This window comes from Biformimicrobium ophioploci (genome assembly GCF_030270605.1).
Lineage (GTDB): Bacteria > Pseudomonadota > Gammaproteobacteria > Pseudomonadales > Cellvibrionaceae > Biformimicrobium > Biformimicrobium ophioploci.
In genome coordinates this window covers 97,812-113,894 of record NZ_BSYJ01000005.1, presented here as the reverse complement: position 1 = coordinate 113,894, position 16,083 = coordinate 97,812, and the positions used below count along the sequence as shown (strand labels likewise).

General features: G+C 59.9%; 10 protein-coding genes. 6 read left to right on the top strand and 4 right to left on the bottom strand.

Annotation, left to right across the window (positions count from 1 at the left end; translation table 11 throughout):
• Window positions 1-84 precede the first annotated feature (84 nt).
• On the top strand, window positions 85-1,932 hold the full coding sequence (locus QSJ80_RS12340) for a transglycosylase SLT domain-containing protein (RefSeq protein ID WP_285764769.1): 1,848 nt from the start codon (window positions 85-87) through the stop codon (window positions 1,930-1,932).
• A gap of 53 nt (window positions 1,933-1,985) precedes the next feature.
• Here the strand turns inward: QSJ80_RS12340 and QSJ80_RS12335 are convergent, their stop codons facing one another.
• Both QSJ80_RS12335 and QSJ80_RS12330 read right to left on the bottom strand, forming a co-directional pair.
• Entirely contained in the window at window positions 1,986-2,243 is a 258-nt protein-coding gene (locus QSJ80_RS12335) for a glutaredoxin family protein (RefSeq protein ID WP_285764768.1), read from the bottom strand.
• 84 nt (window positions 2,244-2,327) lie between these two features.
• A complete protein-coding gene (locus QSJ80_RS12330; protein ID WP_285764767.1) occupies window positions 2,328-3,224 on the bottom strand; it encodes an FHA domain-containing protein in 897 nt (298 codons plus the stop codon).
• Between the two features lie 152 nt (window positions 3,225-3,376).
• Between QSJ80_RS12330 and QSJ80_RS12325 the strand changes: the two genes are divergently transcribed.
• Complete coding sequence (locus QSJ80_RS12325; RefSeq protein WP_285764766.1) at window positions 3,377-4,273, top strand: PP2C family protein-serine/threonine phosphatase; 897 nt, start codon at window positions 3,377-3,379, stop codon at window positions 4,271-4,273.
• Entirely contained in the window at window positions 4,273-6,903 is a 2,631-nt protein-coding gene (locus QSJ80_RS12320; protein WP_285764765.1) for a bifunctional serine/threonine-protein kinase/formylglycine-generating enzyme family protein, read from the top strand. Before QSJ80_RS12325 ends, QSJ80_RS12320 begins: the two co-directional genes overlap by 1 nt.
• Window positions 6,904-6,906: 3 nt before the next feature.
• Here QSJ80_RS12320 and QSJ80_RS12315 read toward each other — a convergent pair whose 3' ends face one another.
• Together QSJ80_RS12315 and QSJ80_RS12310 are read right to left on the bottom strand one after the other, a co-directional pair.
• Entirely contained in the window at window positions 6,907-7,371 is a 465-nt protein-coding gene (locus QSJ80_RS12315; protein WP_285764764.1) for a DUF2489 domain-containing protein, read from the bottom strand.
• A 52-nt stretch (window positions 7,372-7,423) separates the two neighbouring features.
• The gene (locus QSJ80_RS12310; protein ID WP_285764763.1) at window positions 7,424-8,890 is read right to left on the bottom strand and encodes a DNA recombination protein RmuC; all 1,467 of its coding nucleotides are present in this window, start codon (window positions 8,888-8,890) and stop codon (window positions 7,424-7,426) included.
• Window positions 8,891-8,996: 106 nt separating this feature from the next.
• Between QSJ80_RS12310 and murI the strand changes: the two genes are divergently transcribed.
• The 3 genes from murI (at window position 8,997) to QSJ80_RS12295 (ending at window position 16,012) form a co-directional block, all read left to right on the top strand.
• Window positions 8,997-9,818 carry a glutamate racemase gene (murI, locus tag QSJ80_RS12305; RefSeq protein ID WP_285764762.1) on the top strand — a complete coding sequence of 274 codons (822 nt, stop codon included), beginning with the start codon at window positions 8,997-8,999 and terminating at the stop codon, window positions 9,816-9,818.
• Window positions 9,819-9,888: 70 nt separating this feature from the next.
• On the top strand, window positions 9,889-12,585 hold the full coding sequence (locus QSJ80_RS12300) for a PD-(D/E)XK nuclease family protein (protein ID WP_285764761.1): 2,697 nt from the start codon (window positions 9,889-9,891) through the stop codon (window positions 12,583-12,585).
• Window positions 12,578-16,012 (top strand): UvrD-helicase domain-containing protein, encoded by a 3,435-nt coding sequence (locus QSJ80_RS12295; protein WP_285764760.1) that lies wholly within the window; start codon window positions 12,578-12,580, stop codon window positions 16,010-16,012. The genes QSJ80_RS12300 and QSJ80_RS12295 overlap by 8 nt, the downstream gene beginning before the upstream one ends.
• Window positions 16,013-16,083 lie beyond the last annotated feature (71 nt).

Below are 16,083 nucleotides of genomic sequence, written 5' to 3'. Positions count from 1 at the left end.
TTATCGCTTGCCATCCTCACCGGATCTGGCTGGGCAGTCGCACAAAAAAATACTGACCAACTATTCGCAAAAGAGCGGGCGAAAATGCAGCAGGCCCGTAATGCGATGGCACGGGGCGACACCCGCGCCTTCAGCCGGATACAGCGTGAGCTGAAAAACTACCCGCTTGCGCCCTACCTCGAATACTGGCAGCTCGAGAGCGCGCTCGAGAAGTTACACCTCAGCAAGGTCAATGCCTTTCTCGACAAGTATGCGAATACAGCGATTGGTGACTGGACCCGGATACGGCTGTTACGTGAACTGGGGGAACGCGGCCGCTTCGACAAATTTCTGGAGTATTACCGCCCTGAACTGGCTGATACCCGCCTGAAATGTTTCCATGCCGACGCGATTTCGCGTCAGGGCAAGGAGGAAGAGGCCTGGGCCGAAGCCGCGGAGCTCTGGGGCGTGGGCCAGTCCCAGCCTGAGGCCTGTGACACCCTGTTTGCAAACTGGGAGAAAGCCGGCCAGCTCACCCCAGAGCTGGCCTGGAAGCGGCATACCCTTGCAGTCGAGAAGGGAAACCTGTCACTCGCCAGCTACATTGCACGCAAGATGACCGCGGAGCAGCAGAAACACGCGCAGCTGATGCGCGAAGTGCATCGCAGCCCCGCCCTGCTCATGAATTTCGACCGCTTTATCAACGCTGACATGGAGTATCGCGACATCGTTTTGCACGGACTCAAGCGACTGGCACGCTCTCAGCCCTCGGATGCCCTGCAGGCCTGGTACCGGTATGAAGCCAGCTATCTGTTCCCTGACGATGAGCGCAACGCATTGCTGCAGCGTATTGCCACAGGACTGGCCCGCAAAAATGACAAGGAAGGCATTGAAAGCCTGCTTGCAAAAACGGAAAACTTCAAAGATCCCGGCGCCATTGAGTGGATGATTCGACGCTCCCTGCGCGATCAGAACTGGCCCCAGGTAGAGGCCTGGATCGAGCGTCTCCCGGAAGAGCGCAAGGCCGATGACCGCTGGCAATACTGGGCCGCACGCGCAATGGAAAAGCGTGGAGAGCCGCGCGAAGCCGCAGCAAAAGCAATCTACGAAAAACTGGCCAGCAAACGAAGCTTTTACGGCTTTCTCTCCGCGGACAAGGTATCCCGGGAGTACAACTTCCAGGACAACCCTGCACCCGTCGACAAGCAGCAGGTGGCCGATATCGCCACGAAGCCAGAGCTGGTGCGTGCACGTGAGCTGAAGGCCATTAACGAACTCTTCCATGCCCGGCGCGAATGGCGTTACGGGACGCGCGAGATGGAAGCTCCAGAACTTCTTGCAGCTGGCAGGCTTGCCAATGAGTGGGGCTGGTACAGGAAGGCGATCCAGTCAGTCATGAGAGCGCGCCACGAGGACGATCTGGAGCTGCGCTTCCCGCTTGCATACCCGGGCATTGTCGATGAGGCTACCCGTAAGGCGGGCCAGAAAAATGCCCTGGATGAATACTTTGTCTACGCGATAACACGTCAGGAAAGCCACTTCGCCATGGACGCGAAATCGAGCGCCGGCGCCATGGGCCTGATGCAGCTATTGCCTTCCACAGCCAAACAGACAGCAAAAATCCATGGTGTGCCCTACCGGCGCAGTTATGACCTGCTGAAGCCACACACCAACATTACGCTGGGATCTCACTACCTCGGCGGCCTGCTGAAGCGCTTCGACAACAACCGCTTCCTTGCGGCTGCGGCCTACAATGCTGGGCCGACACGCGTCAAACGCTGGCTGGCGCAAAGTGACAGCAAACTGCCCTACGACATATGGATTGAAACGATACCGTTCAACGAGACACGCAACTACGTCCAGAATGTGCTCACGTATTCCGTCATTTACGCCTATCGAAACGGGGAGAAGAAACCGCTGCTAAACAAGCACGAGACCCGGACCTCGATGTAATCTTCCAGAGACACATAGAGATCGAGACACCTGGGAATCGAGACACTCAGAAATCAGAGGCGAACCCCAATCCAATCGCCAAGCTCCTGGGCGGTAAAAGGCCAGCCCAGGACGTCCCTCTTGTCACCGAGGCCCACCACCGGAATTCGCGTACCAAACGCGGTAAAAAGCTCCGGGTCCTCCGCGATATCCACTTCCTGCAGGGCCAGGCCATGGTTTTCAATAGCCGGCCAGATTTCCAGTTTTGCCTTTTCACACAGGGAACAACCCAGCGTTGTGTACAGGACAAGCTTTTTCTTTTTACCGATCATTAGACAACGACTTCCGGATAAGGAGGAGTTGCCTGGCCGGCGCCAACAGGCAGCCGGCAGGCATCGAGGAAATATCAGCTGGAATCAGGGCAGCAGGCCCTTGGTTCGCGCGTAGTAATAGGCGGCCGCACCGCCGACCACCAGTAGTGTTGTGATCAACAGGAAGGCGCCACTACGGGGCGCTGGCTCCTGCGCCGACACGGCGCTATTGGTACCAGCCGCAGCTGCAGTTTGCCGCGCGGCCTCCACTAAAGCAGGCTTCACAGGTTGCGGGCTGGGGGCACCCTTTTCGGCCACCCTTGCCGCATTCTTGGCGCCCTTCACTGTCTGTACCTTCAACTCTGCCATTTCAGCACCGAGCGGGCGCACCGTGGTTTTATCCAGGTCATCCGCGGGCCCAACCATGGAAAACGAGAGCGTGTCAAAGCGCACCTCGTCACCGCGACGCAGGCGCGCCTCGGTCACCCGGCGTCCATTGACGTAGGTTCCGTTGGAAGAACCCAGGTCCACGACAAAAAGCAGCCCGCCCTTGAACTCGAAACGCGCGTGGCGCCTGGAAAGATGTGAGGTGGAGAAAACCAGATCACAGTCACTGGCGCGGCCGATAACCGACTGATCCCGGATCGGGAAAACCTTGCCAGCAATCGCCCGGTGATTTGCGCGCAGTGCCCAGGGCTTGGGGGCAACGATGCCCTTGAGGTCCTTCTTGATTGACTGCGGGTCGACTACCGACAGAACACGCTTGCCGAGTTGTACCTCGTCACCGAGACGGATCTCCTTCGCCTTGATCACCGGCTTGCCATTGATGGCGATATTGCCAGTAGGGCTCACCTTCCGCAGGATAAGGCGACTATCATCTACCAGAATCTCGGCATGTACCTTGTCTACAGAGTCGTCAGCGATGGTCAAATCACAACCAGTCGCCCGGCCGATCGTCACCTTGGGGGCTACAAGCCAGACGCTCTGGCTTGCATCGTTCATATCGCAAAGCTTTAGCATTGTTGGTAGCTACTTTATAGTTATGGTCAAACCCAGTCTAACACGCAGATATGCACGGTCCTGTGAAGTTGTTGGCGGTTTGCGCTGTCCGGCGGGTATACCATGGAAGCAGGATATTTGGGTGACACACAATCGTGATTGCTAGCGAGGCGCAGGACGCCGAAGAACAAGACTACAGCAACGTGAGCAGCGCGCAGGTAGAACAGAACCAGCGTTCCGCAGGCATCACCCACCCCGGTTACCTGCGCGACCACAACGAGGACGCAATCTGGCACGATGACCAGCGTGCCGTGTGGGTCGTTGCAGACGGTCTCGGGGGCCATCAGGCCGGCGAAGTCGCCAGCGCCATGGTGGTCGATTCCATCCGCGTGGCATCGGCCGAAGAATCAGGCTTTATACCGGCCCTGAAGGCTGTACACGACCAGCTGCTTGAACGGGACGAGTCCGAAAACGCCATGGGCTCAACCGCAGTTGTTCTCAGCGAATCGGGCCCTGACTACAGGATCGACTGGGTCGGGGACAGCCGCGCCTACCTATGGCGAATCAACGAAGACGGCCCCCTGCTACAGCAACTCACGACAGACCACTCCTATGTACAGATGCTGGTTGCTTCCGGCGCCATCCCCGCCTCCGAGGCCGCCCACCACCCCAACCGCAATGTCATCACCCGCTGTGTTGGCGGGGTTGGCGGCCGGTCCCTCGAGGTCGATTCGGTCCGGGGCCGCTGGCAGCAAGGCGATAAAATACTCTTGTGCAGCGACGGCCTCACCAGCGATGTGCCGGATGAATTGATCTGCACCGCCATCGCGGATGCGAAGGACAATGCAGGTGCTGTCACCAGGCTTCTCCAGGCCGCACTGGATACCGGCGGCCGGGACAACATCAGCATACAGCTGGTTGATGCCCCGGCGAACATACCGGAACCCACTGATACGCCCGGCAACCAACGACACCACAGTGCAGTGAAAGGCTTTCTGGTGATTCTCCTGCTGGCCGCGCTTGCCGCATGGCTGGTCGCCGGGAGCCTGTGATGGATTACGAGGCGCCGCCCAGCTCCGGTACGCTGGAAATCCCCGGATATCGCATCCTCAAGAAGATCAATCAGGGCGGCATGTCTACCGTCTACCTTGCCATCCAGCGCAGCGTTGGGCGGCAGGTCGCTCTCAAGGTGATGTCACCGGTACTCAATGCCGACCCGGTTTTTGGCGAACGCTTCCAGCGCGAGGCCAATATTGTCGGGCAGCTGTCGCACCCGAACATTGTCGGCATCCATGACATCGGCCGCTACCGGAGCCTGAATTACATCGCCATGGACTACCTGTCCGGCGGCTCCATCTCCGACAAGCTCGCTACCGCAATCATCGAGCCACTTGAAGCGCTGCAGTACACCCGTGAAGTCGCCATGGCACTCGACCACGCGCACAGCAAGGGTTACGTGCACCGCGACCTGAAGCCCGAAAACATCCTGTTCCGCGAGGACGGCTCCACAGTCCTGACCGATTTTGGCGTGGCACGGGCTATCGCCAAGACCACCCGTAACACAACCACCGGTATGGTCGTGGGCACCCCGCATTACATGAGCCCCGAGCAGGCACGCGGAGTCGCAGTGGACGGACGTGCCGACCTGTACAGCCTAGGCGTGGTTTTCTACGAAATGCTTACCGGCACGGTGCCTTTCCAGGCGGACGAGGCCGTAGCAATTGCGATCAAACACCTTACCGACCCGGTTCCACGGCTTCCCGCGCGCTTTGCGCTCTACCAGAACCTGATCAACCGGTTCCTGGCGAAAGACCCGGAAAAGAGATTCCAGCGCGGACTGGAGGTCGTGGATGCAATCGATCAGCTGATCGCGGCAATGGCCGGCAAAGCACCGAGCCAGGTCAGCCACCTCAACAACACCTCGATCGGCCTGTCCAGCCTGGTGCGCGCCCTGCTACTGACCTTGCTGGCAACCGTAACCGAACGTATGCGCGGCGCTTTCAGCTACCTGGCGAAAGACCCCCAGGACCAGCAACCGCAACGGGCGGAGCAGGAAACCCTGATGCGGATTCAGGAAATCATCCGCCACGCCCCGCGCAAAAGGAGTCGCCTGAGGGTCGCCCTCACCTCCGTTGCCGTGGTGGCATCTGTCTGGCTATTGCTGAGTTCCGCAAAATACTTTTTCGGCTGGCAGCCCGGCGGCCCGGAAGTTCTGGACCGCCATCTGGCGCAAACCGGTGACTGGCTATACGGCGACGAGAGCACTTTGGGTGGCGCAGAAATCCCGCCCCCGGGCCAGGCAACCCCGGTATCCGCCGTGGGCCCTGTGAATGGCGAGCCGCAAGACAGCATGCTCGCCGCGGGCGTAACTCCCCTCGAAAGTCCATCCGCGGGCGCAGCAGTTGAAGGCACGCCAGACAACCAGGCGGAAAGCACCGACCTCAGCGGCGTCGTGGTGCGTGCACCCTCAATCCCGGATACAGCCCAACCGGCGAACCGCGTGGCAACCGCGCCGGACCCCGCTATCAAAGCGCAAATTGCAGCGACCACTGAAGAAACTCGCCCTGAAGACACAGACCCTGCGGCCGCTGAAACATTGGCCGCTACCCCCTCAGGCGACGGTAGCGCCGCAAACGACGAAACTGGCAGAGACGAGGTTGCAAGCAACGAGGCCGCAAGAGACAAGATAGTCACAGCGCCTGCCGAGGCCGCGGCAGACCCGACCTACCGCCTCACCGTCAAGCCGACACCTGCAGGCGCGCGCGTTCGCATCATGAACATTCGCGAGCGTTACCAGCCCGGCATGGCGCTTGCGCCCGGACGCTACGAGATCGAGGTGTCGGCAGACCTGTTCCGCACCACCCGCAAGTGGGTCACCCTGTCCGACGACAACCTGCAACTCCCAGTGAATCTCGAACCGGAAGCCCGGCACGGCAAGCAAATTCAATCCCGCCTGGCCAGTGGTGGCCGCGGCCCTGAGATGATCGTCATCCAACCGGGCGCGTTTGAACTCGGCAACGAGCGCCGCGCACCGGCATCGCCGCAGAAGCCGGTAAAGATCCAGCAACCTTTTGCCCTGTCAAAAACCGAAGTGCGCTTTGCGGACTACCGCCGCTTTGCCGAGGCCACCGGCCGGCCGCTGCCGGCAAATGCCAACTGGGCTGGCGACGACCGCCCGGTGATCAACGTCAGCTGGGAAGACGCAAAAGCCTACACAGAGTGGCTGTCGAACGAGACCGGGCGCAACTATCGCCTGCCGTCGGAGGCAGAGTGGGAATACGCCGCCCGCGCCGGGCGGCAATCAATTTTCTGGTGGGGAGAGCGTGATGCACGCGGCAAGGCGAATTGCAGGCGCGGCTGTGACAGCGACTTCATCACGCTTTTCGGCGCAAAAACAGCACCTGTCGGCTCTTTCTCGGCCAATCCGTTCGGCCTTTACGATACCGCCGGCAATGTCGCTGAGTGGGTACAGGATTGCTACTGGAGCGGCCACGACCGAAACCCCGGTAACGGCGCGCCAGTAGAGATCCGGGACTGTCGCCTTCGGGCGGTGAAAGGCGGGTCCATGCGCGACCCCCTGCGCAATATCAGCGCGGACTACCGCAAGGGCCTCGACGCCGAAGCACGCCAGAAAGACGTGGGCTTCCGGGTGTTACTGGAGTTGCCGGACTCGGACGGCTAACGGCTAGAAGACCCGCCCGCGCAGGCGCTCGGCAGCATCGCGCACAAAGTCTCCATACTCGGCCTCCAACGCATCCATCTCCTTGAGATATTCAAGCTTCTTGCGGGTTTTGAGTTTCTTCCATTCCTCGAGAATCGGGATGTGCCCGGTTTTTTCCGCGAGGGTAAACATCGCGACAAACTCGCTTTTTTCTGCTTCGGTCACTTGCAGGCTGGCCATCAGCGTACTGATGCGAATTGCCCCTTCAGTGAGACCGACTTCCTCTGAAAGAATCGCCGCGGCCAGGATCTGGATACTGTTGTTGACCCGCTCGCGCTGGGCCTCAGCCGCTTCCTCGATGGCCTTGAGCTTGACTGCCTGCAGCCGGCGCAATTTATGCAGCTTCCACAGGTAATAACCGGCGACTGCACTCAACACAAAAATGATTGCGGCCGCAACGATTAACAGGCTATCGGGTATCTGGTTCATAGAATTTCAAAATTGTTGGTTGGAAAAATACCTGCCCGGGCGATAAGTGAATCTATTCTGCGGGCTCCGGCAGGGTCAACTCTTCTTCCGCTGTCACCGGCGCCTGCTCCAGCGCCTTGTGTGCCCTGTGCGCCTTGGCCCCCAGCTTTTTGAGGTTATCGACGCGTTTCAGTACATTCCCGGGGCTCGTTTCCATGCGCTTGCGCGCCGTATCGTAAGCTGCCTGCGCCGCATCCAGGCGCCCGCCGATTTCATCAAACGCCTGTAGCACCATCACAAACTGGTCGTGCAGCTTGCCTGCTTCACTCGCAATTTTTTCCGCATTGCGATTCTGTTTTTCATTGCGCCAGATGTTTTCCACCATACGCAAGCTCGCCATCAAGGTAGTCGGGCTGACCAGAATCACATTCTTTTCATGGCCGTCGCGGAACAGCGTCGGGTCCTTTTGGAGCGCCAGCATATAGGCCGCCTCGATGGGCACGAAAATGAAAACGAAATCCAGGCTGCGAATGGCCTCCAGCTGCTCGTAGCCTTTCTTGCTGAGACCGGCGATGTGGTTGCGCACGGAAGTCAGGTGCTGCTTGAGCGCAATCTGGCGCTCTTCTTCCGACTCGGCATTACAGTAGCGCTCGTAATCTACCAGCGAGACCTTTGCGTCAATCACGATATCTTTCTCGCCGGGCAGGCGCACCACCACATCCGGCTGCTTGCGGGCACCACCTTCACTGACCGACAGTTGGGTTTCGTATTCGCGCCCTTTCTGCAGGCCGGAGTCCTCCAGGATTCGCTCGAGCACCACTTCACCCCAGTTACCCTGGACCTTGTTGTCTCCCTTCAGGGCCGTTGCCAGACTGAGCGCATCGTTACTGATCTTTTCGGTCTGCTCCCGCAGCGCCTTTATCTGCCCGACCAGGGTGTTGCGCTCCGTGTTTTCACGATCGTAAACGTGCTCCACCCGCTTGCGGAAATCCTGTAACTGGCGCTCAAGCGGGTCTATCGTCTTGCGCAGGTTGGCCTCACTGCTGCGGTTAAACGCCTGTTGCTTCTCTGTGAAAATCCGGTTGGCCAGGTTCTCGAACTGCTCACCCATGGAGACCCTTGCCTGCTCCAGCAACTGGTGCTGCTCCCTGAGGCGAATCTCCTGCTGCTCGAAGCGCGCCTCGAGCGCACGTTTTTCCGCCAGATTCTCTGCCAGCTGGCGCTGCTGCTTCTCGACTGTCACACCGAGTTCCGCGGCCCGGTCCGCCGTCACCTGCGCACGGGCGAGGTCCTGTAATGCCACTTGCAGCTTCTCACGCAGCCGGCTGCCCTCCACTTCAGCACCTGCAGCGCGAGTTTCAGCCCCGTCCAGGGTCGCAGTCAGGGATTCAAGGTCCCGGCGGAGCCCTTCATTTGCTGTATTTTTTTTAACCAGAAACACCCAGAGGGTTATTGTCACCATCAGGGCAAGCAGCGCCACCCCGACCACCAGGATTGACAGCGGGTATTGAAATTCGAGGCTCAGCAGCAGTTCCTGCATAAAAATTCCACAGCATTTAAAGTATCGCGCTATTCTACCAAGCTTGCGGTATTCTTGACATGTAGGCAGTGGATGCCAGCAGACGTGTTTCAGTGGCAGGTTTTCAATGACACAGGCCAATCAGGGCAAGGCGCCACCGGCGAGCATCCTGATCTTCGATTCCGGCGTTGGCGCCATCAGCATCGGCCGGGAGATCAGGCAACGCCTTCCGGATGTGGTTTTGCATTTTGGAACCGATCCGGCGTTCTTTCCCTACGGCGACAAGCCTCAAGGGCTTTTGACCGAGCGAATCGTTACCGTCGCTTCCGCGATGGTTGCCCACGTAACTCCGGACATCCTGGTGATTGGCTGCAATACCGCCAGCACCGTGGCGCTGGATGCGCTGCGGGCGGAACTGTCCTGCCCGGTGGTTGGCGTTGTCCCCGCCATCAAGCCCGCCGCTGCAGCGAGCCACAACAAGGCTATCGCCCTGGTCGCCACCCAGGGAACCGTCAGCCGGGACTACACCAAAAACCTGATCCGGGAATTCGCAGCAGACACCACTGTTGTTAACGTTGCAGCGCCTGAGCTGGTGCAACTGGCCGAACAGAAATTGCGCGGCATCCCTGTCGACAAGTCAGCCATTGCGCCCGTCATCGATCGGATTTTCAACAACACCGAAGGCACCCGAATAGATACAGTGGTGTTGGCCTGCACCCATTTCCCCCTGCTTCGCGAAGACCTCGCCGCACTGGCACCGAGGCCGGTATGCTGGATGGATTCCGGCCAGGCGATCGCACGCAGGGTAGAATGGTGGCTGACCCAGGTCGTGAGTACGAACAAGCGCAACCATGGCCTGCTGCTGAGTACGCTCGATAACACGCAGGACGCGCTGGCCCTATTCCGGGAGTTTGATTGCCGCGAACACCAGTTGATTACTGTAGCCTGAGCCCCGCTCGCACCGCCTGTATCGATAGACAACAACGATAAAATTGAAAGGAAGAGGATTCACCAGCTCGATGGTACGCCCCGCTTTTGACCTGCAAAGACTTATCCCCGGCTCCAGCAGCAGCGACTGCATCGTGATCACCGCGACCAATCGTTTGCGCAACCGGTGCCAGCAGTATGTCGGTTCGCGCCAGCAGAAAAGTGCCTGGTACCCGGCGCCGGTCTTTTCCCTGCAGGAGTGGCTGGAAAACGGCTGGCAAATGCTGCAAAACCAGATGTGGGGGCCGGCATTGAAACAGGTCCTCAATCGCGAACAGCGCCTCCAGCTCTGGCAGGACACGCTTCCGCAAGCCCTGTCCAGCCTCCTCAACAGCAGTGCAATTTGTAAAAACGCCGACGACGCGACTGCCGCACTGCTGCAATGGCGGTTTGATCCTGCCCGGCTTTCAACTGTGTTCCCGGCCCAGACCCATGGTGAACTGCCCCTCGGGGGTTGGTACCAGTCGTTTGCGGAAAGTGCAAATGCACTGCAGGGCTGCACCCCGGACCAGAGAGATACACTCATCCTCGAAGCGTTTGAGCAAAAACTGCTACCCCTGCAATCAGGTATTACGCTGCTGGGGTTCGACCAGATTTCCCCGCTACACAGCGCCATCCTCGAGGCCGCCGCCGACAAGGTGGAGCATGCTGAGCCGGTTCGGCTTATACCGGAAAGCATTACCGCCCAGGGGTTCAACAGCGAAGAAGAGGAGCTTGAAGCCGCAGCCTGCTGGGCTTCCGACGCTCTTACGCAAAACCCATCTGCCAGCGTTGGAATCGTGGTCAATAATCTGGGGCAGAAAAGGGACCAGGTCGCGCGGATATTTGCCGGCGTACTGGAGCCACAAAGCTTCAATCCCGCCCAGCAACGCTACACCCTCCCTTTCAACTTTTCGGCCGGTGTACCCTTTGCCCGCACGGGCATTGGCCAGCAAACCCTGCAATGCCTCGAGCTGTTGCGCGAGCGCTGGCAACCCGACTCGCTCATGAGCACACTTTACAGCCCGGCAATCTGCACCGGTGATGCCGATCTGCACCTGGCAACCACCCTGTGCAACACCCTCGCCAGGTCCCAGCAGGTGCAGGTCACCGGCTCACAGCTGCGCTACGAGGCGCAGAGGGTAGCGGAAAAGCTGGGGAACGACAGTGACCTCCCGGCCAGGCTAAACCGCATTTACACCCTGCAAACTAACTGGAAAGGGGCTCCCCTTGCGCAGTGGGCGTCGCGTTTCAGTGACACACTCCTGGCCCTGGGCTGGCCCGGGCAGAGAGTCGCGGACAGTGAGGAGTACCAGCAATTACAGCTGTGGGAATCGGTACTGGCCGACTTCAGCGCGAGCCAGGCAACGCCTACCCCGGTCTCACTGGAAACCGCACTCAACCAGCTGCGCCAGCTATGCAACCGTACCCCTTTCCAGGCCGAGACCGCGGATAGCCCGGTCCAGGTGCTCGGTGTCCTCGAGGGGGCTTCGCTGCATTTCGACCACCTGTGGCTGGCCGGCTTTGGCCAGAACGACTGGCCCGTTCCGCCCTCTCCCAACCCGCTCATTCCCATCGAGTGGCAGGCAGAAAACGGCTTGCCCCGTGCCAGCCAGGAACGTGAACTCCAGCTCGCGGAGGACCTGACAGATGGTTATCTGGGCGCGGCACCAGATATCCGGCTGAGTTTCTGCGCAATCAAAGACGAGCAACACCAGCAGTTGAGTCCGCTTTTTGGCGGGATCGAGTGCATCACCAGCGGAAAACACCGTAATGCCATCTCGGAGTTCTCAGCCGAAATTAGCAGAGGCGCTGCCTACGAAACCCTGAACGATGCACAGATGCCGGCATTGCCCCAATCCGAGAAAGATCCGGTGCGCGGGGGGGCAGGTGTACTCAAGGCGCAGGCGGTCTGCCCGTTCAATGCCCAGGTTCATTACCGGCTGGGTGCACAGCGCCACCCTGAGCCACAACCGGGCCTCGGACCCGCTGACCGGGGCAACATGGTGCATGAGATGCTCGCGCACTTCTGGGCAAACACACACTCCTACAATGCACTCATGGCACTTTCGCCGGAGCAGTTACAGCAGCAAATGCGGGAAGCAGCCGAGGGCGCCATTACCGCACTACGCCCGAAACTACCGCAGCTTGCCGAACCCTTCTGGGAAATCGAATGCGGCAGGCTGTTGCGTGTGCTGGATGAATGGATACAGATCGAGAAGCAGCGCCCGGTGTTTTCCATCGCCAAGGTCGAGGAGCGGGACAGTCTTTCCATCGCAGGCCTCAGGTTCAGTGTGCGGCTCGACCGTGTCGATACGCTCGGGGACGGCAGCCAGCTCATTATCGATTACAAGACCGGCTCACCCACACGCTCGGCCTGGTTCAGTGATCCACTGCGCGATCCGCAGCTGCCGCTCTATGCGGCGGTGCAGCCGAACGCTTCCGCCATTGCATTTGCGCGCCTGAAGCCCGGGCACTGCAGTTTCACCGGCACTGGCGACCTCAGCGAGCCGATCGACGGGATCGATGAACCGGAAAAAGCCGCTCGGGACAAGTCCCTGTCAAGTTGGCAGGAGGTCAAGGGCCGCTGGCACGCCCAGCTGGAGACCCTCGCTACAGCGTTTGCGCACGGCGAGGCTTCGGTACACTTCCCGAATCCCGCCGATGAGAAAAAACAGACAGAACTCTGGGCCCTGAACCGATTCCCTGAGCGGGACACGATCGCCGCTGGAGGTAGCAGCAATGACTAAACCAGCGGACTTTCTCGCCCGCGAAGCGGCACTCGATATCAGCAGCAGCTTCGCGGTCTCAGCGCCCGCAGGCTCCGGCAAGACCGGACTCCTGACACAACGTGTACTGAAGTTGCTGTCCGCCTGCGAGGCACCGGAAGAAGTGCTCGCGATCACTTTTACGCGCAAAGCCGCCGGCGAGATGCGGGAGCGCATCATCGGTGCTTTACAGGAAGCGGCCAGCACTTCGGAAAAACCGCAGGACCCGCATGCTGCAATCACCTGGGAACTCGCCTCGAATGCGCTCGCCCGGGACCGGAAATTCAACTGGCAGCTGATAAAATCCCCGCATCGCCTGCGCCTGCAGACAATTGATGGCCTGTGTCGCGCACTGGCTTCGCAACTGCCCGTCGAGAGCGGGATGGGCGCGCCGGGCGAACCACTCGAACAACCGGAGTCCGCTTACGAACAGGCCGTGATGTCACTGTACGATGACCTCCGCGATGAAGAGGAAGATGGCCCGCTCCGGCGCCTGCTTGAGCATGTGGACAACGACCTGCCCCAGCTTTCCGCCCTGCTGGTAAAACTGCTGGCCAATCGCGATCAATGGCTGCCAACCCTGATGGCAGCGAGGCACGAGGACGCCAGGGCCTATTTCCAGGCCGTGATCGAGGATATGGCAAGCGAAGCGCTCACCAGTTTTGCGGATGTGCTGGCGCCCTTTGCAAGCGAGCTCGCCCTGAGCGCAGATTTTGCCGGCAATACCCTGAATGACAACGAAAAGAAAAAAGAAGATCCCATAACGCTGTGTGCCGGAATGGTTGCGCTGCCCGCTTGCGAAGCCTCGGCCCTGCCCCTCTGGCATGCACTCATCAGGCTGATATCAACCACAAGCGGAGAAATGCGCAAGCCCGGTGGTGTCAATGTCGGTATCGGTTTCCCTGCAACCGACAAGGAGCGCAAGGCCGCATTCAAGGAGTTGCTCGGCCACCTCGGCGTGATTGACGCACTGCCTGCATTGATGCAAGAAGTCAGAGCACTGCCCCGGGAAATCCTGGAAGAACAGTGGCAGGTATTACAGGCGCTGACAGAAATACTGCCACGGCTGGTGGCCAAACTCACCCTGGTTTTCAGGCAGCTGGGTGCAACCGATTTTATCCAGGTCGCCCAGGGTGCGCTCCAGTCGCTTGGAGACCCCGACGCACCCACTGACCTGACCCTCAAGCTCGACGCCAATATCCGCCATATACTCGTCGATGAATTCCAGGATACCTCGAGTAGCCAGCTCGAATTACTGCACCGCCTGACCGCCGGGTGGCAGCCGGGTGACGGCCGCAGCCTGTTTATTGTCGGGGACGGTATGCAGTCCTGCTACGGCTTCCGCAATGCCAATGTCGGCATATTCCTGAACGCACGGGAAAATGGTGTCGGCGAGCTGCCGCTGAACGCCCTCGACCTGACCGTGAACTTCCGCTCCCAGCGCGGAATCGTCGACTGGGTGAACGAGTGCTTCCGCCATGCTTTTCCGCCTCGGAACAATATCGGTCGCGGCGCCGTGCGCTACTCCGACTCCGTTGCATTCAGGCCCCCCGGCGAAGGGAACCCGGTCCGTTTTCACGGGCAATACAATGACAGTGAGCGGCTTGGGGAGGCGCAAAAACTGGTTGAGCTCGTGCAGCAGGCGCGCACGGATCACCCTGACGACACCATCGCCATATTGGCCCGCAATCGTCCTCACTTGCGCACGATCCTCGCCTCACTGACCGCCGCCGGACTCAACTACTACGCAGCCGATCTTGCACCGCTTGCCAGCAGGATGCTGATCCAGGACCTGCTCAGCCTGACCCGTGCGCTGCAGGATCCCGCTGACCGGATTAGTTGGCTGGCGATCCTGCGAGCGCCATGGTGTGGGCTAACGCTGGCAGATCTGCATTGCATTGCCGGAAGCCAGCAACAGGAAGCGCACCCATTGGATCCCGATGCCCGCCCCATCCTGCTGGCATTGCAGGATCAGGCGCGTCTCGACAGGCTGAGCGAGCATGGCCGGCAGTCCATCCAGCGATGCCTGCCGCTGATACTGCAAGCCTGGAACGAACGGCAGCGCAAACCGCTGCGCCAGACCATTGAGGGGTTGTGGGTTGCGCTTGGCGGACCTGCGGCCACCCTGAACCGGGATGAGCTGGAAAACGCCGGAGACTTTTTCCAGTTACTGGAGAAGCACGATCAGGGCGGCGTCATTCCGGAATGGAAGAAGTTCGAGCGCGCACTCGAGAAACTGTACGCGCGCCCCGCCGTCAATGCAGACCCGCAACTCCAGGTCATGACCATCCACAAGTCCAAGGGGCTGGAATTCGACCATGTCTTTATTCCGGGGCTGGACCTCGGTGGCGGCGGCAGTAAGGACGACCTGTTGCGCTGGGGCGAACGCATCGGGAGTGACGGTGCGGCCCAGTTCCTGCTGGCACCGAAAGCGGCAAAGGGTGATGAAGACCCGCTGTTCCGCTACCTCGGATACGATGCTGCAGAACGCGAACGGCTCGAGGCAACACGGGTGCTCTACGTTGGCTGCACCCGTGCGATCAAGAAACTGCACCTGTTCGCCTGCCTCGAAATGGATGTAGACAAGAAAACCGGCGAAACCCGCACCAAAGCACCCGGCAACAAATCGCTATTACACGCCATCTGGCCAACGCTCGCCGGCGAGGATGGGAATACGTTCACGCAGTATTGCGAACTGATGGACGCCAGCAGCCAGACGGAGCAAAGCCTGGTGGAGCACCAGAATAACCTGTTCCGGCTGAAGGCCACATGGAAACCTCCGGAATTCCCACAGAGTGATCTGCTCGCTGCACACCGGAACAGCTTTACCGGGGATCGGGAGCCCGAGAACCCAGAGAACCTGCCGCCCCTTGGCTCCATCAGGCAGGAATGGATCCGCCATGCGGGAACCGTTGCCCACAGCCTCTTTGAAATTCTTGCGGCCCGCCCGGCTAACGAGTGGCAGGAGCAGGCAGTCGAGCCCTTGCTTGCACTCGGCAAGATCCGGCTGCGACAGTGTGGTTTAAGCGGCCAGGACCTCATGAACGCGCACAAACGGGTGCAACGCGCGGTTTTCGGGATTCTCGGGTGCGATCGCGGACGCTGGATTCTTGACCCAAGCCACCAGGACGCGCGGAATGAGCTGGCGATCTATGCCGGCGGCAGACAGCTGCGGAGGTCCGTTATCGACCGGACATTTATCGACCGCAGCGATGGCACCCGCTGGATCATTGACTACAAGGTTACCGAGCCCGGCAGCGGTCAGGAACCAGGAGATTTCTTCGCTGCTGAACTCCAGGAGTACAGCCCGCAACTGGAGAGGTACCGGCGCCTGTTCGCCGGGCTTGGTGAGAAACAGATACGCTGCGCACTATACTTCCCGCTGCTGGGGCAGCTGCTGGAACCATAGCGCGTCGTGCGTAAAGACTCGTGCCCAGAGTCAGCGGGGAAAGAGTCAGCGGGGAAAGAGTCAGCGGGGAA